We start from the raw sequence: 17,496 nt of genomic DNA on the forward strand, positions 1-17,496 counted from the left end.
TTTTTTTGAGCTTGTAAACTCATCTTCTGAATCAAGGCTAGATGAGCGGTTCGTGTTTTGTTCATATCAGGCATCATTATCAGTTGATAGTGATGATAACGTTTACAATTCCGGTGATCATAACATATTATAGAAGTAAGGGGGAGGAGGAGAGTTATGCGAGAAAAATACAAGCATATTGAGACAAAGGTTATTCATCAAGGGTACGATCCGAAGCAACATATGGGAAGTCTTGCTGCGCCTATTTTTCAAACGTCGACATTCGTTTTTGAAAATGCGGAACAGGGTGAGAGACGGTTTGCAGGGGAAGAAGAGGGGTATATATATTCCCGGCTTGGAAATCCGACTGTGAAGGTTCTTTGTGAACGCATTGCCATGCTTGAAGGTGGAGAAGCAGGTCTTGCATTCGGTTCAGGGATGGCAGCTGTTTCAGCCGTTTTACTGGCATTAACGAAAGCGGGTGACCATATTATCTGCTCACAAGGCTTGTATGGCTGTACTTTCGGATTATTACATTTGATGAAAGAGAAATATCATATTACACATGACTTTTCAGAAATGCTGACCGAGGAACAAATAGAGACATTGATTCGGCCTGAAACAACATGTATTTATGTGGAAACACCGATAAATCCAACGATGAAAATGATAGATTTAGAGATGGTCGCTAAGATTGCGAAAAAACATCATATCCAAGTCGTTGTCGATAATACCTTTTCGTCGCCTTATTTGCAGACGCCACTCGCCTTAGGCTGTGATATCGTACTTCATAGTGCAACGAAATATATTTGTGGCCATGGAGATGTGGTGGCAGGACTTGTTGTGGGAACACAAGAATTTATTAGCAAAATGGCCAGGACAACGCAGAAGGATATCGGTGGGATTATCTCCCCCTTTGATGCTTGGCTTTTGTTGCGGGGGTTGAAGACTCTACCTGTCAGAATGGATCGGCACTCTTTCAATGCCGAAAAGCTATTCAAAAAACTGAAGCAACATCCAAGTGTTGCAAAGGTCTATTATCCTGGAGATACAGAGCATCCTGACTACCATATTACCCAAAAGCAAATGAAAGCTGGCGGCGGTATTATTTCGTTTGAAATTAAAGGTGACAAGCAGGACGCACAAAAAATGTTGAACTCACTACAATTAATTAAAATTGCGGTCAGCCTAGGTGATGCGGAAACGCTCATTCAACATCCAGCCACAATGACTCATTCGGTTGTTCCTATTGAATCCCGTTTGAAAATGGGCATTACAGATCAACTAATTCGTCTTTCCGTAGGACTAGAGAATTGGGAAGACTTATGGGAGGATTTGGATGAAGCCTTGAACAGGCTGCAGGCTTAATGAAAGAAGATGCCCTCAAAAGGATCTGACCCTTGGGGGACATCTTCTGCTACTGTAAACGAACTTCTGTCTAAAAAGTATTTATTAAAAATGGGCAACTTACTACAAAAGTATCCCCTTCTCATGTAATATTGAAGGGGGTTATTGTTGGAATAATCTGAATTGAGTTATGGATTATTATTTGATGTAACACAAGGATGTTCCTATAGATAGAGAAACTGTTCGTATAATCAGAGGATTATTATGAATACTCTCTTGGGTGATCTCTCTATAGATTACAATATTTGGCGAAGGAGAAATGAATGATGACAAAAGAAGAAAAACAAGTTTTATTTAAAGAAGCGATGGGCAACTATCCAACAGGGGTAACCATTGTGACAGCTACTACTCCCAACAATGAGCCAGTTGGATTAACTGTAAATTCATTTGCATCTGTTTCACTGGACCCTACCCTAGTTCTTTGGTCAATTGATCATAAAGTTTCTTCCATTAAAGCTTTTACTGAAGGTGGAAAGTTTGCGATACATATTTTAGCTGGTGAGCAACAGGAATTATGCAAAATCTTTGCTAGTAAAAATGTGGATCGTTTTAGTCAATGTGAGTGGGAGTTTTCTGCGAATCAATTACCAATCATTCAAGGTGCTTTCGCTGTTTTGGAATGCAAAACGTTTACAACAGTTGAAGCAGGAGATCATACCATTTTAATTGGCGAAGTAACCGATATACAAATCGAAAAGAAAGATCCTATGTTATATCACCGTAGACACTTCGGTGCAATTCCTGCTGAATTTTATCCAGTGACTGAAAAATAGGATCCGAATTCAGGTATTGGACCGCTTGTGAATGAACAAAAAGCTAAACCTTTTAATGGATGACCCTGCCTTGGACCTTTGAGGTGGGTTTTTATTTTGACTAAATGTATTGGAAATAATCTAACTAACTTAGTGATCATTAATAGTTGATCTACTTATCAAGTAACGAATAGTTATTTACGATCCGATAATTTTTTTCCCTAATATCACAAGGGATCAGATACTACCATCTGTTCGAGCTCTATCTTGCTAATTCAGTGTAATATTCTGCGAATGTTGAATATACTATCCCATCAATTGAAATGAATGGTGGATATTGACTATGGAGATTGTTAAACAAGGCGAGGATCTGATTATTACAGGAGCGGGGTTTTTAGTAGCTGGGACAATCATTTCTGCTATTGGAGCAACAAATGTGATTATCACAGGTACCGATAATGGATTAGAGCTCGTAGCCAGAGGAAACGCGGTCGAGGGATTTGGAAATGTGCTACAAGCAATCGGCAGAACGAAAGTGTATGAAATCGAAGGTAGAGAAGAAGAGATATTGAGTATTGTGGGCTGCTGGTTTCAGGCTGGCGGTAACTTCACTAATACTATAGCCAACGAGGTGATTCTTGAAGGGTCACAAGAGGAGGAGGGACTTAGATTGAATGCCCTTGGTAGTGGCGTGCAATCAGTAGGTGCCTCCCTAGAAGCCGTTGGGGCCCCAGTCGATCGACCGTTGGAGAGTGCGGGAAACTGGGTGATTGCCCTTGGCGCCTCGATTGACTCGATTGCGAATTTATTTATCTTACAGGATAAAAAGAAACAAGGTGATGCTTTGGTTGTGTTCGGCAGTTATTTGGAAGTGGTTGGTGCGCTGATTGAGCTATATGCATTGACTAGTATAAGGGAAGAAAGTCTACTAGAAACGGAAGATAATCGTTATCAATATCCTAGAATATCTGTATGATCTAAAAGAAACAGGGAATTATCAATAGTATGAAAAATCGCACAAATTCATAATATGTGAGCCGATTTTTTTACAAATGTACGATTAGCTTGTATAATATAATACAAGTGTAGAATTACACTTGTGAAAAAAGGCGGTATTATTCCGCTAAATATGTTTGTCCTTCGGGGTCGGGTGTAAATCCCAACCGGCGGTGATGAAGAAATTCTAAGCCCGCGAGCCTGTAAAAAGGCAGGATTTGGTGAAATTCCAAGGCCGACAGTATAGTCTGGATGGGAGAAGGACATATGGAACTGGTTAAATGGCATTCGTGAACCCTTTATTTTGAAAAAATCGAAATAAAAGGCTTATTTGGCTATATAATAAATCCATAATCTCCCTTTAACTCCTTAGGTCGTACCTATGGGGCTATTTGTGTTTTTTTTGTTGAAACTTCAAATTGAGAAAGAGGGTGAAAACATGTTTACTGGAATTGTCGAAGATGTCGGAATGGTCCAGTCGTTAAAAAGAGGGATCCAAAGTATGGCACTTACGATTGAATCTCCTAAAATTGTTGAAGATGTTCAATTAGGCGATAGTATATCGGTCAATGGCGTTTGTCTAACAGTCATTGAATTTACCAATCGTTTGTTTACAGTAGATGTGATGCCAGAAACCGTTAAGGCATCAACGATCAAACTGTTAAAGCCGGGGGCAAAGGTTAATCTAGAGCGGGCAATGAGTGCTCAAGGAAGATTCGGTGGACATTTTGTCTCAGGCCATATTGACGGCACAGGTACGATCACGAAAAAAGAACATAAAGAAAATGCGGTTTACTATACGATTAAGCTAGCAGAAAGATTAGCGCAATATTGTATCCCAAAGGGTTCTATTGCTATTGATGGGACGAGCTTAACCATATTTCAGATTGAGAAGAATGAGATCACCATTTCGCTTATTCCGTTAACACATAAAGACACGATACTTGGACAAAAGAACGTTGGAGAAGTCGTAAATGTTGAAAATGATTTGATTGGAAAATATATCGTCCAGCAAATAAAAAATAATGGACAAACTACTGGATTAACAGCAAGTTTTCTTTTAGAAAATGGATTCTGACAAAGGAGGTGCTTTTAGATGTTTCAAACGATTGAAGAAGCAGTGGAAGATTTGAAAGCTGGCAAAATCATCATCGTTGTCGATGATGAAGATCGGGAGAATGAAGGCGATTTTGTCGTATTGGCAGACAAGGCAACGCCTGAAGCGATTAACTTTATGGCGAAATATGGTCGCGGTTTAATTTGTACGACGATTACAAATGAGCTCGCTCGGAAATTAGACCTTCATCCAATGGTTGAGAACAATACAGATTACCACGGAACAGCCTTTACAGTAAGTATTGATCACGAAAGTACGACTACGGGAATCAGCGCGTTTGAACGTTCGACAACGATGCTTGCCCTTTTGAATAATGAGTCTACTGCCCAGGACTTTAAACGCCCTGGACATGTTTTTCCAATTATCGCTAAAGATGGCGGGGTACTTGAACGAACAGGACACACAGAAGCCTCTGTTGATCTTGCCCGTTTATGTGGAGCGGAGCCAGCTGGAGTCATATGTGAAATTATGAATGAAGACGGTTCAATGGCACGCGTTCCAGAGCTCGAAATTATTGCTAAAGAACATCAGCTTTCATTTATTACGATTGCCGAGTTAGTTCGCTATCGTAACCAGCTTGAGTCAAAACATAAAGAAACACCAGAACACGCTTAAATTTTATTAAACTATTAGGGGGAATTATCATGGGTAAAAATTTTGAAGCACAACTTATCGGAACAGGGTTAAAAGTAGGAATAGTTGTCGGCAGGTTCAACGAGTTCATCACAGGAAAATTACTTTCTGGTGCATTGGATGGACTTAAACGTCATGGAGTTAGTGAGGATGATATTGACATCGCTTGGGTACCGGGGGCATTTGAAATTCCGATGATTGCCAAAAAATTAGTTCAAACTAAACAATATGACGCTGTGATTGGATTAGGTACAGTCATTCGCGGAGCAACATCACATTATGATTATGTATGTAATGAAGCAGCGAAAGGCATGGCTGCTGTAGGACTTGAATCTGGAACGCCTGTGATTTTTGGCTTACTTACGACAGAAAATATCGAGCAAGCCATTGAACGCGCAGGTACAAAAGCAGGAAACAAAGGTTATGATTCAGCTGTTTCCGCGATTGAAATGGCGAACCTATCTACTTTAATCGGAAAATAAGGAATGCGTATTTTGAATGATAAGTCGTTCTGTGTATATATCGGCTAAATTGCCGATTTAAATATGTTATGGAATCAGAAAAGGGAGCCAATGTGCTCCTTTTTTCGTGATTTGAAATAGATTGGCGTATAAGTTCAGAATCCGACGCAAATACGAGATTTGCAAATTGCTCGTCGGGACCACACTTTGTAGAAAAGAGACTCCTCTAAAAGTGGGATTGCGCAAAAATGCATTAAAAACCCTAAGCCAATTCACCGAACCACTCCATAATTACAATTTTTATAAAAAAACTCGAAGCTAAATGATGCAGAGCTACGACTAAAAGTGGAAACTAAAAGCCAAGTTGCGTTCAAAAACCCTCTTTTTCGAGCATTACGATCCGGAAATCAAATTTGCGCGCCAGGTTGGCCTTATTACGCGCCGGAGCTTGATTTTTAAGGTAAATGGCCACTATTTACGAAATATTAATCTTCCTCCGTAAGGTGAAATGGTATAATATGGGCATAGGAACATGCAGTAGTGAATCATATAGAGGGGGATTTCGTATTAAACATTATCTTTTTGATCTACCAGGAGAAAACGGTTGGAAAAGATACTTGCTATCATCGGTTATCATTTTGGTTGCGCTAATTGCCGGGAGTGTTCTGTACGCCATATTGATGATGATTACAGGTCTTCTAAATGGAGATGGTATCGTTTTTGATAATAAATCTGGCATGTTCGTAGGCGTCGACCCGACGCTCGATTTATTGTTTATGAATCTAATGTATGTCGTTTGGATGTTTGGAATTTGGCTTTCAATCCGAATTGTACATAAACGGAAACTGAAGACGCTGATTACTGCAAATGATCGAATCAATTGGAAACAAATCTTTGGTAGCTTTGCACTCTATTTTGGTCTTATGGTGCTATTAGAGCTCGTCTATTTCTTAATTTCCCCTGAACATTTTGTGTGGAATGAGTTTGATTTAGAAAAATTTTTATTCCTGTTTTTCGTCGTTTTAGTGTTAACTCCGATTCAAACGACAGTTGAGGAGTTAATCTTCAGGGGATTTCTTTTGCAGTGGATTGGAAAGGTGATCAACAACCCCATTGTACTAGCAATCATCATGGCATTGATTTTCGGATCATTGCATTTCTTTAATCCAGAAATGGAGCGTTCAGCTATTTGGGTCGGACTTGATTATGTATTTGTTGGGTTTATGTTGACATTCCTTGCCGTAAAAATGGGGAGCTCGGAGCTGTCAATCGGTGCACATGCTGCCAATAATATGTTCCTTTTCTGGTTTATCGGTGATCCACAATCTGTAGGTGGAAGTGTTCCTGCACTTATCACTGTGGTGAACAACGACCCGGCGATTTCATTAGTATTAGATGTCATTCTTTTTCTGGTATTTTATCTGATCGCCGTGAAGAAATTCAAACCGTCCGCTATATAAAGTGAAACTTCAATCAGTGGGGACCCAGAAGTCTAGATAGGTAGACTTTATGGGTGCCTTTTTAGGTACAACATCTATAAAGGTATTCCAGCATCGATGAGAATGTTCAGTGTGAGAATGAAAGATAAAACGTAAATTAGTACCAAGTAATAAAACTTAGTGATAAAATGGGTTTATCTATCCATATGGGGTGATTGTGAATGTATACACCTGTCGCTAAGTTAGTGAGGGTTCTGTTAAAATTACGGGGCAAATTGGTTGTGAAAAATATAGAAAACCTGCCTGAAGAGTCCGGCTATGTCATTGCTTGTACACACAGAGGGTGGGTCGATATCCTGGCGCTCGGCGTTTCGATTCTACCTGTGGAAATTCATTTTATGGCGAAGAAAGAACTATTTCAGAACAAAGCAATTGGTTGGTTTTTAAGAAAAATCAATGCATTTCCAGTCGACCGTGATAATCCAGGAACGAGCACAGTAAAAATTCCGATTCAATTATTGAAGCAAGAGAAGAATGTGGGGATTTTTCCTTCTGGCACTAGAACATCAGAGGAAGCTCCGTTAAAGCGGGGAGCGGTTACGATTGCGAAATTGGCTCGTGTTCCAATCGTGCCTGCTGCTTACTCAGGACCAACGGGTTTTAAGGACTTATTTAAAAGACAACCGATTACGATTATTATTGGTGAACCGATTTATCTAGATTCAGCTAAGAAAGGGAAAGACGAGCTGGACCTTGTCACAACGGAATTATCCGATGTTTTTAAAGCATTGGAACAGCGAATAAGTTCGTAATCGTTCAACAGTATCCTCTGAAATGGTAGAATATCCTGAGGCTGTAGTTATGAAGGAAAATGCTAAATCAGGGTAAGCTATAAAATATCTGTTTTTAGGAGGAATTATATGTACCATCTCTTTTCACATAATGATTTAGATGGAGTTGGCTGTGGCATTGTCGCAAAGCTTGCTTGGGGGAATGAAGTAAAGGTGAGCTATAATTCGATTGGTCGACTGAATCATCAAGTAGCTGGGTTTCTTGAAAATGCGACGGGAATGGACACGCTAATTATTACCGATTTATCCGTGAACGAAGAGAACGAGAAGAAGATTAATGAGTATGTCGCAGCGGGTGGAAAAGCATTGTTGATTGATCATCATAAAACGGCACTACATTTGAATGAACATGCCTGGGCGTCTGTAACCGTGGAGCAGGAAGACGGCAAGTTAACATCAGCTACATCTCTTTTGTATGATTACTTAGTCAAAAAAGACTTGCTTACAAAAACAAAAGCTGCAGATGAGTTCGTTGAATTAGTGAGGCAGTACGATACGTGGGAGTGGGACGCGAATCAGAATTTCACTGCAAAGAAATTGAACGATCTCTTCTTCATGATTTCAATTGATGAATTTGAAGGAAAAGTTCTGACAAAGCTCAATAGTAGCGAGCCATTTCAATTTGACGAGATTGAAAGCAAGCTACTTGATGTCGAAGAAAGCAGAGTCAAACGATACATAAATCGAAAAAAACGTGAAGTGTATCAAGTGGCCATTGGTGAACATTTAGCAGGCATTGTCCATGGCGAAAACTATCATTCAGAACTTGGGAATGAGCTTTCCAAGGAGTTTACACATCTTGACTATATTGCGATTGTGATGGCAGGGAGTAAACGGATTAGTTTACGAACGATTCATGATGATGTGGATGTTTCTGAAATTGCGGCGCTTTATGATGGTGGTGGACATCGCAAGGCCTCAGGGTGCAACTTAACAGAGAAGGCATTTAAGCAATTTGTTGAGCAAACATTCTATTTAGAGCCACTGAAGCGTGATGCTTTTAACAATCAACATAATCTGAAAGGTGCAAAAAGCGGTTCTCTTTATAAAGGTAGAAATGACGAGTCCATTTTTGTCTATCAAAAAGGGGAGGGAGATTGGGTGATTGAGGTAAGTCAGAAACCACTTACAAAAACCTTCCCTTCGTTTGAAGCGGCGGAAAAGCATTTGAAGAAGGAATACTTTGCAATATTGGTCAGAGATGCGGATTGGGTTGGCCATTTATTGAAATTCTCACCTTATTATAAAAAATAAGGAACATCCATCTGTGTCTGCTTTAAAAATTGATTCACCCTCTGAAGGCTGTACCATTTATTACACTAGACATACCTAATCACAATGGTGGCGGTGCGGAGCCAGATTTTGAGGTACTTTCTTAATAAAGAAAGTATACCTGCTAAGTCGATTGGTTATATTAGTAAGTCGCGAAGACTAAGTCCCCATATCCTTTATAAAAGAAGAAGTTCCAATAGGGTTAAGACCCACACTCTACACATCGTTAGTGTCATTGTACACGTTCTAAACGATAGATAGGAGATGTGAGGTCTTGCATCCGTTCGGGACTTCTTTTTTTGGGCTATTTTCGAGAAAAATTGCGGATAATAAACATAGCTCATCAGAATGTATGTGTTATTTGCGGCAATGTCACACCTAGTAACCAAATGAAGGAGGATGAGAGGAGTAGAAAAGCAGTATCGTAAAATTTACCTTGCTATGACAAGGCTTGTTAGGGGCTAACTCATAATGTCATGGAAATTTATTTTTTCATACGAATTTATTAATCATATAGCCATTTCTGTAGGGATTTTTTTACTATTCCTCATTTTTCGGAAGATATTTGCTAAGTATGTCATTGCACTACTTTTAAAAATAAGTCGAAAAGCACCAAATACTTTTTTCTATCACATCTTTGTATCATTTGAAAAACCAATTCAGTGGTTATTCATTTTATTAGGTATTTATGTATCTGTTTGGTATTTTCCTTATTTGGATCAAACGCATGAGTTATTTATAAAATTAGTAAAATCTACGATCATCTTTATTATTGGTTGGGGATTGTATAACTTATCGTCTTCATCTAAGTTCCTTTATGTAAAGCTTAATGAAAGATTCAATTTTGAAATTGATGAGATTCTTATCCCATTTTTGTCTAAAGTATTTCGGGTGATTATCGTGGTCTTAAGTTTTAGTGGGATTGCAGAAGAATTTAATTATAATGTAACGAGTTTTGTTGGAGGATTAGGGTTAGGCGGACTCGCATTTGCCCTAGCTGCTAAGGATGCAATTGGGAATTTATTTGGAGGAGTCATTATCGTAACAGAAAAACCCTTTACAATTGGAGATTGGGTTTTGACACCAAGCGTTGAAGGTACCGTTGAAACGATTACTTTTAGAAGCACAAAAATCCGTACATTTGCTCAGGCCCTCGTAACAGTACCGAATGCAAAGTTAGCCAATGAAACAATTACGAACTGGAGTGAGATGGGGAAAAGGCGAATTGTGTTTAATATAAGTGTCACCTATGAAACACCAAAAGATAAATTAGAAGATGTGATTAAGCAGATTGAATATATGCTAAGAAATCATTCTGAAATCCACCAAGACACAATTGTTGCTAAGTTTGATAAATATGGAGTAGATGGGTTAGATATTTACTTATACTTTTTTACGAAAACAACGGTTTGGACAGAGTTTTTAAAAGTAAAAGAAGAAATTAACTTTGCCATTATGGATATTCTTAATAATGAAGGAGTTGCCCTAGCGATCCCGAATAGAAAATTGTATGTCAACTCCAATTCTGAAGAAACACAAAGTGAAACGTATTTGAGGAATTCACAAGATTCTATTTAAAATATTTTAGCTATAGAAACTCCTACGGCGTTAAAATGCCGCCATTTACCAAGAAGGATTAATCAAGTCTCATACTGCCCCACCTCATCACAATGGTGGCGGTACGGAGCTCGAATTTTGGTCCCTTTCTAAATAAAATCAGTATCCCTGATAAATGGTTTGGCTATATGAGTAAGTTGCGCAGACCCGCCCCATGTCCCTCATATGAAACACATCGAGAGAATGTTCGAGAACAAAAGTATCTGATTCCACATCTACTCTAAATTGTTTACATGAAATATTAAACAGGATAGAGTGTGCGGTCAGACCTTTTAGGACCTTCTTCATGTGTTTTTTTTTATGGAAAAAGGATGTTTCTGAAACTATGCCTTCTTGGCGTCGTCTAAGAAAGTCCTATTTGTCTGATGAATGATGGTTTATAATCCTTCCTCTTTTTTGAAACGTACATTTTTTCCCCTTGATAATTGAATGCTTCTTATTTTAAATGATGTATGCATTATACTAATATTGTAATAATTATACTTTTTATGTAACAGTCGAATATTGGAGATGTTATGAGATTATATGGGATCTTTACATTTTATTGTTAAATAATGCGTTTTTATAATAAATGAATAATTATAATTCATTTAAAAATCAAAATTATCTTTCAATTAAATAAATTCTGTGATAATATTTTAAAATATTAATGAAAGTGAAGTGATTGTTATGTCGCAAATGTTAGCTTTAGTTATTCTTGTATTAATCTTATATATAGGTGACGTAGTAGCTGTTCGAACGAAAGCCTGGGTACCATCTGTATTCGTTTGTGCAGTACTATTTCTTATTGGTTATTGGACATTTTTCCCATCAGATATCGTAGCGGTGGCTGGAGTACCACCTGTGGTTGCGACTATGATGATGTTCTTATTAATCACAAATATGGGTACTTTGCTTTCTCTTCAAGAATTGAAGAATCAATGGAAGACCATTGTCATTGCCCTTTCCGGTGTTTTAGGAATTATCGCTATATTATTTACGATTGGAACATTGATTTTCGACTTTGAAACAGTCGTTGTTGCCATTCCTCCATTAGTAGGTGGAATCGTATCAGCATTAATTATGTCTGAAGGAGCCAAAGAAGCAGGACTTGCGTCTTTATCTGTATTTGCAATCGTCATCTACGTTATGCAAGGATTTGCAGGATATCCCATCACTTCAATTGTATTAAAAAAGGAAGGGAAAAGACTCCTTGAGAAATACCGCAGTGGAGAACTGACTATAAAAGATGCAAAAAATGGTGGGGAAGTAGAAAAAGAGCAGGAACTCAAACTTTTCAAAAATATGCCGGAAAAATATAACACAGAGTATTTCAAATTCTTTAGACTTGCCTTTGTCGGTTTCCTTGCCTATCTTGTCTCTACTTTACTTGCGCCGTTCGTGACGGTTAATGCACTTGTCCTATGTTTATTATTTGGGATTATTGCGAAAAGTGTCGGATTTTTGGAAAAACAACCGTTACAAAAAGCGAATGGGTTCGGTTTCTCCATTATGGCGCTTATGCTTTTCATTTTCGACGGTTTGCAAAAGGCGACACCAAGTATGATGCTTGAGATCTTATATCCTCTCATCGTTTGTATTATTTTAGCAGTCATCGGCATGTATATATTCTCATTCATCATCGGTAAGATTTTAAAAGTCAGCAAAGAAATGGCGTTCGCTGTATCGTTAACAGCCTTATATGGGTTTCCCGCAGACTATATCATCACAAATGAAGTAATTAAGTCTTTAACGAATGACGAGAAAGAAAAAGAAGTGCTAACAAGTCATATGCTACCACCTATGCTCGTTGGTGGATTCATAACTGTAACGATCGTTTCGGTCGTTTTAGCAGGAATATTCGTAGGATTCTTGTAAAAAACGAGGAGGGGTATTGTGAAAAAGTCCCAACAACGGATGGAAAGTCATATTAGGTCCTTAAGTGAATTTACAGCAACGCCTAATAAAGGCGTTACACGGCTTACGTACAGCAAAGAAGATTTGCAAGCAAGAAATTATATCAAGGAAAGAATGAAGGAATATGGTCTGGTCGTTTCGGAAGATGGTTTTGGCAATATTTTTGGAAAGTTTGAAGGAAGTTTAAAAGACGCACCAAGTGTTCTCATTGGTTCACATTTTGATTCTGTCCCGAATGGTGGAGCGTATGACGGTACTGCTGGAGTCGTTGCAGGTTTGGAGGTAGCCGCTCTCTTTTCTGAAAATCAATTAAAACCGAAATATCCTTTGGAAATCATTGCGATGGTCGAAGAAGAAGGATCAAGATTTGGTGGCGGACTGATGGGTTCACGAGGAATTATCGGTTCACTGAGTGCGGATGATTTTAAAAATCTAAAAGACAAAGATGGCATCTCGACGGAAGAGGCGATGTCAAAAATCGGACTAGATTCTTCATTAGCCAAAGAGAGAAAGCCAGATACAATAAAGGCATTTTTGGAATTGCATATCGAACAAGGCCCGATTCTAGAAGAAAAGAATATTCCAATCGGTGTCGTTGAAGCCATCGTTGGATTGGCCCAATTGGAAGTGACGATAGGAGGGCGAGCAGGTCATGCAGGTACAACGCCAATGGATCGCCGCTCGGATGCTTTAGTTACCGCTGCAAAGATCATTTCACAACTTCCGGATCTTGCAATCGATGAAGGAGAAGGAGCAGTCATCACAACAGGTCGTCTAGAAGTATTTCCAAATGGAGCCAATGTCATTCCAGACAAAGTTGTATTCTCTGTGGACATCAGATCTGGTAAGGAAGAAAACGTACGAAACATGATTCAGAAAACAATAGAATTGATACAGTCTCACAGTGAAAATGGAATCCGAACATCTGTTGAAGAGCTTTTGTTTATTCAACCAAAAGAGTTGAATACAGACATTCGTTCTTTGTTGAAACAAGAGAGTAGTAGACTAGAAATCCCGTATTGTTCGATTAATAGTGGCGCAGGTCATGATGCGATGATATTTTCTGATGTTACAAATGTCGGGATGATTTTCATTCCAAGTAAAGACGGGCTTAGCCATTGTCCAGAAGAATGGTCGGATGCACGTCATTTGACGAATGGGGTACAAATCCTTTTTGAAGCAGCAAAGAACTTAACGGAGGTTGAATAAACATGATTCATCAAAAAATTAAAGAAGCCATTCAGACGTATCGTGAAGAACTAACAGAATTACGTAGAAAACTCCACAGTGAACCCGAGGTATCATGGGAAGAAGAAAACACGACAGCATTCATTTGTGAATATCTAGAAAACTTAGGAGTTCCTTATCGTCGAACAAATCCTACAGGTGTTATTGCAAATATAGCAGGGGCCAAGGCAGGGAAAACGGTCGCTTTAAGAGCGGATATGGACGCATTACCGGTAGAAGAGTTGAACAAAGATCTTCCATATGCTTCAAAGGAAGATGGCAAAATGCATGCTTGTGGTCATGATGCCCATACGGCAATGTTGCTTATTGCAGCGAAAGCTCTAAATGAAAGTAAAGATGAGTTACCTGGGACTGTACGATTAATATTCCAACCTGCTGAAGAAGCTGCGACAGGTGCACGAGAAATGGTGAAGCAAGGTGCGATGGAAGACGTTGATAATGTATTTGGCATTCATATTTGGTCACAGATGCCGACTCATAAAGTTTCATGTACGCCGGGACCATCATTTGCATCAGCGGATATTGTTAAAGTGACATTTAAAGGAAAAGGCGGACATGGCGCTATGCCGCATGATTGCATTGATGCAGCCATTGTTGCATCTTCTTTCGTCATGAATATCCAAGCTGTTGTATCAAGAACAATTGACCCGCAAAAACCTGCCGTGCTTACGATCGGAAAGATGGATGTTGGCACACGGTTTAACGTCATTGCCGAAAATGCTGTCATCGAAGGAACGGTCCGTTGTTTTGACAATGAAACGCGTGCACATATTGAAAAGCAAATCGAGCAATACGCTGAAAATGTCGCAAATATTTACGGGGCAAGTGCCGAAGTGGAATATATCCACGGAACCCAACCGGTTATTAACGATGAATATAGTGCTAAGTTTGTACAAAAGGTCGCTTCAGAAGCATTCGGTAAGGATGTTTTATATACTGAAAAGCCGACAATGGGTGGGGAAGACTTCAGCTTCTATTTAGACGAGGCTCCTGGTAGTTTCGCTTTAGTAGGAAGTGGAAATCCCGACAAAGATACAGAATGGGCGCATCACCATGGCAAATTTAACATTGACGAAGACGCTCTCGTTACAGGAGCCGAACTATACGCGCAATATGCATGGTCATATTTGAACGAATAATGGAGTAGATAAAGTGAAACTTCAAACAGTGGGGTTTCTCCATCCCCCACCTACGATTCCTCTAAGCCTTGAGGTGGGGGTTTTGACTTTCCATTAATGCGGGACAAAAAAAGGTGCAAAACCAAAGAGTTCAGATACTACAAAACTTCACGCAGATTAAGTTTAGTGGATCTAACTTGAAAACTGTTTATTTAGAAATTTCATATTTTCACCCTTGACATTCAATAGTAATAGATATAAAGTGAGAATTATCAAATAATTAAATATGTAACTTTCTTATCCAGAGAGGTGGAGGGACTGGCCCTTTGATACCTCAGCAACAGACTTTTAAGTACTGTGCTAATTCCAGAAGCGTAAGGCTTGAAGATAAGAAGAGTAAATAGCCATTGCGCACAAAACTCTTCTTGTATTCAAGAAGGGTTTTTTATTTTTTGTTTACTAGTCAGCAAAAAATGTTGTTATCACAAATAATAAAAGAGAGAAGGAATTAGACATGACAAAAACAATTACGAAAGTCCCGTTCAAAGCAGATCACGTTGGTAGTTTATTGCGACCAGATAATCTACATAGCGCAAGAAAAGACTTTAAAGAAGGTACAATAACTGCGGAACAATTACGCGAGGTTGAAACAAAGGAAATAAAACGGATTGTTGATAAGCAAATTGAGGTTGGGTTGGAATTAGTGACGGATGGTGAGTTTAGACGTACATGGTGGCACTTAGATTTCTTAGAGCATATAAATGGATTTGAAGGCTTTGTACCAGAAAAAGGATACACTTTTGATGGTATAGAAACAGAGAGATATAACGTTAGAAACATCGGGAAGATTTCATTCAATCCTGAGCATCCATTCATTAAAGATTTCGTTGAATTTAAGGAAATCGTCGGTGACCGTGCAGTTGCGAAACAAACGATTCCAAGCCCGAACCAATTATTTAATCTTGGGATTCGTGATGAAACGATTTACCCTGACATCGAAGAATATGCAAATGATATTATTAAAGCGTATCAAGATGCATTAAAAGCATTTTACGAGGTTGGTGTACGATACTTACAACTAGATGATGTATACATTGCGGGTCTTTCCTCTCCGGGGATCCCTTTCAATGATGGAAAATATACAAGAGATTACTTAATTGATTTAGCATTACGCGTAATTAACGGCGTATTGGAAGGAAAACCTGAAGATTTAATCGTGACTACACATTTATGCCGCGGAAACTATCAATCTACATGGGCGTTTGGAGGAAGTTATGATCTTATCGCCCCAACGCTACTTGCAAAAGAAAAAGTAGACGGATTCTTCTTAGAATATGACGATGAACGTTCAGGAGATTTTAAAGCGTTAGAACATATTCCAAATGATGGTGCACAAGTTGTACTAGGAATCGTCACATCTAAAAATGGAGAAGTCGAAGATAAAGAAGCAATCATAGCTCGTATTAAGGACGCAGCCCAATATGTACCACATGAACAATTATGCTTAAGCCCACAATGCGGATTTGCTTCCACGCATCATGGCAACAAGCTAACTGAGGAACAACAATGGGAAAAATTAAAATTTATTGTTGATGTTTCAAAAGAGGTTTGGGGATAAGCCCAATTTAAATAAATGAAACAACGGAGCAAAGCTTAGAACTATAAGCTTCGCTCCGTTGTTAATTGTGAAGAAAGCGTAATAGAAGAATGGTTTAACTTGGAATGAATTCTTGGAGTTTGCCGACGTCTCGGTGAAGTTTTATTGACACGGTTGATAAGTTTCATTAAGTCGTCAATTTTCGGTCTTTTGAATTCATTGGCTTCACACGAGTTACTTCTTTTACTGAAGAATATCTGTTATGAAAAATGGCATTGATTTCTCCACCTATCACAAGAATAAGACCCGTTACATACAGCCATAGCATAAGAACGATGACACCACCAAGGCTTCCATATGTGGAAGAATAGTGGCCAAAGTTACTTACATAAAAGGAAAAGGCAATGGAAATGACTAGCCAAGTGACCGTGGCAATGATGGCACCGGGAAGTACATGTTTAAATAGGTATTTCTTATTAGGAGCAAATTTGTATAAAAAAGTAAGCACAATTGAAATAACAGCGAAAGCAATGACCCAGCGTAAAAGATTGAAGATGCTTTTAAATTCGTTTGAAACTGGTATAACTTGATTAGTCATATTTAAAATAACATTACCGAATACCGGAAGTACGAGGACAACGATAAAAGCAACAATCAACCCTAAAGTTAAGGCAATGGAAATTAGTCGAACTACAATGAAATTTCTTGTTTCTTTAACATCAAAGGCAATATTCATAGCGTGCATAAAGCTGTTCATTCCGTTGGATGCTGACCAAATCGTTCCTAAGATTCCTATAGTAAAAAGTCCACCATTCGACTCTGTTACAATTCCGATAATCGTATCGGCTAGCACGTCCGTAGTTTCTGATGGTAAGAAATGATTCATAAAATTGATTGCTTGTTGTGGCTCAATATTTAGATAGGGAAGAATTGAAAGCAGTAAAATGAGTAATGGAAAGATGGAAAGTAAGTAATAATACGCCTGTTCAGCAGCTAACCCTGTGGCCCGATCCTCCTTAACTTCGTTAGTAAGTTCTTTACCGAACGCTAATAGATGTTTCATTAGACTTCACTCCCGGATTTTTTACTGGTTAGAAGTCTATTCCCTACGAA

The 17,496-nt window shown here is 38.8% G+C and carries 14 protein-coding genes, 1 pseudogene and 2 riboswitches; of the genes and pseudogenes, 14 read left to right on the top strand and 1 reads right to left on the bottom strand.

The genetic code is table 11. The annotated features are described in order from the left end of the window. Positions 1 to 156: 156 nt before the first annotated feature. The 14 genes and pseudogenes from megL to JNUCC23_RS03730 all read left to right on the top strand — a co-directional run bounded on the left by megL (position 157) and on the right by JNUCC23_RS03730 (position 16,404). Positions 157 to 1,347 (top strand): methionine gamma-lyase, encoded by a 1,191-nt coding sequence (gene megL, locus JNUCC23_RS03665; protein WP_454214354.1) that lies wholly within the window; start codon positions 157 to 159, stop codon positions 1,345 to 1,347. A gap of 305 nt (positions 1,348 to 1,652) precedes the next feature. Then, positions 1,653 to 2,159 (top strand): flavin reductase family protein, encoded by a 507-nt coding sequence (locus JNUCC23_RS03670; protein WP_454214356.1) that lies wholly within the window; start codon positions 1,653 to 1,655, stop codon positions 2,157 to 2,159. Positions 2,160 to 2,481: 322 nt separating this feature from the next. Then, positions 2,482 to 3,114, top strand: a complete 633-nt coding sequence (locus JNUCC23_RS03675) for a DUF6944 family repetitive protein (RefSeq protein ID WP_403074597.1) — start codon at positions 2,482 to 2,484, stop codon at positions 3,112 to 3,114. A gap of 156 nt (positions 3,115 to 3,270) precedes the next feature. Then, a riboswitch (FMN riboswitch) is annotated at positions 3,271 to 3,402 on the top strand. 171 nt (positions 3,403 to 3,573) lie between these two features. Next, a complete protein-coding gene (gene ribE / locus JNUCC23_RS03680; protein WP_454214358.1) occupies positions 3,574 to 4,212 on the top strand; it encodes a riboflavin synthase in 639 nt (212 codons plus the stop codon). A gap of 18 nt (positions 4,213 to 4,230) precedes the next feature. Continuing rightward, positions 4,231 to 4,857, top strand: a pseudogene (ribB, locus tag JNUCC23_RS03685) (3,4-dihydroxy-2-butanone-4-phosphate synthase); the annotation flags it as partial. 38 nt (positions 4,858 to 4,895) lie between these two features. Next, a complete protein-coding gene (ribH, locus tag JNUCC23_RS03690; protein ID WP_062184305.1) occupies positions 4,896 to 5,366 on the top strand; it encodes a 6,7-dimethyl-8-ribityllumazine synthase in 471 nt (156 codons plus the stop codon). Between the two features lie 497 nt (positions 5,367 to 5,863). Beyond that, positions 5,864 to 6,805, top strand: coding sequence for a CPBP family intramembrane glutamic endopeptidase (locus tag JNUCC23_RS03695; RefSeq protein ID WP_454214361.1), 942 nt, complete (start codon positions 5,864 to 5,866; stop codon positions 6,803 to 6,805). Between the two features lie 200 nt (positions 6,806 to 7,005). After that, entirely contained in the window at positions 7,006 to 7,596 is a 591-nt protein-coding gene (locus tag JNUCC23_RS03700; RefSeq protein ID WP_454214363.1) for a lysophospholipid acyltransferase family protein, read from the top strand. Between the two features lie 108 nt (positions 7,597 to 7,704). Next, positions 7,705 to 8,889, top strand: coding sequence for a DHH family phosphoesterase (locus JNUCC23_RS03705; RefSeq protein ID WP_454214365.1), 1,185 nt, complete (start codon positions 7,705 to 7,707; stop codon positions 8,887 to 8,889). Positions 8,890 to 9,378: 489 nt separating this feature from the next. Then, on the top strand, positions 9,379 to 10,485 hold the full coding sequence (locus JNUCC23_RS03710) for a mechanosensitive ion channel family protein (RefSeq protein ID WP_403074588.1): 1,107 nt from the start codon (positions 9,379 to 9,381) through the stop codon (positions 10,483 to 10,485). Between the two features lie 708 nt (positions 10,486 to 11,193). Then, positions 11,194 to 12,381, top strand: coding sequence for a hypothetical protein (locus tag JNUCC23_RS03715; RefSeq protein WP_062184289.1), 1,188 nt, complete (start codon positions 11,194 to 11,196; stop codon positions 12,379 to 12,381). Between the two features lie 18 nt (positions 12,382 to 12,399). Further along, entirely contained in the window at positions 12,400 to 13,629 is a 1,230-nt protein-coding gene (locus JNUCC23_RS03720) for an allantoate amidohydrolase (RefSeq protein WP_454214367.1), read from the top strand. A gap of 5 nt (positions 13,630 to 13,634) precedes the next feature. Next, positions 13,635 to 14,807 carry a M20 family metallopeptidase gene (locus tag JNUCC23_RS03725; protein ID WP_454215979.1) on the top strand — a complete coding sequence of 391 codons (1,173 nt, stop codon included), beginning with the start codon at positions 13,635 to 13,637 and terminating at the stop codon, positions 14,805 to 14,807. A gap of 273 nt (positions 14,808 to 15,080) precedes the next feature. Beyond that, a riboswitch (SAM riboswitch) is annotated at positions 15,081 to 15,180 on the top strand. Between the two features lie 120 nt (positions 15,181 to 15,300). Then, positions 15,301 to 16,404 (top strand): 5-methyltetrahydropteroyltriglutamate--homocysteine S-methyltransferase, encoded by a 1,104-nt coding sequence (locus tag JNUCC23_RS03730; protein WP_454214368.1) that lies wholly within the window; start codon positions 15,301 to 15,303, stop codon positions 16,402 to 16,404. A gap of 166 nt (positions 16,405 to 16,570) precedes the next feature. On the opposite strand, the gene JNUCC23_RS03735 is transcribed toward JNUCC23_RS03730, so the two are convergent. After that, the gene (locus JNUCC23_RS03735; protein ID WP_454214370.1) at positions 16,571 to 17,446 is read right to left on the bottom strand and encodes a YihY/virulence factor BrkB family protein; all 876 of its coding nucleotides are present in this window, start codon (positions 17,444 to 17,446) and stop codon (positions 16,571 to 16,573) included. Between the last annotated feature and the right edge of the window lie 50 nt (positions 17,447 to 17,496).

Source organism: Peribacillus sp. JNUCC 23 (genome assembly GCF_053653995.1).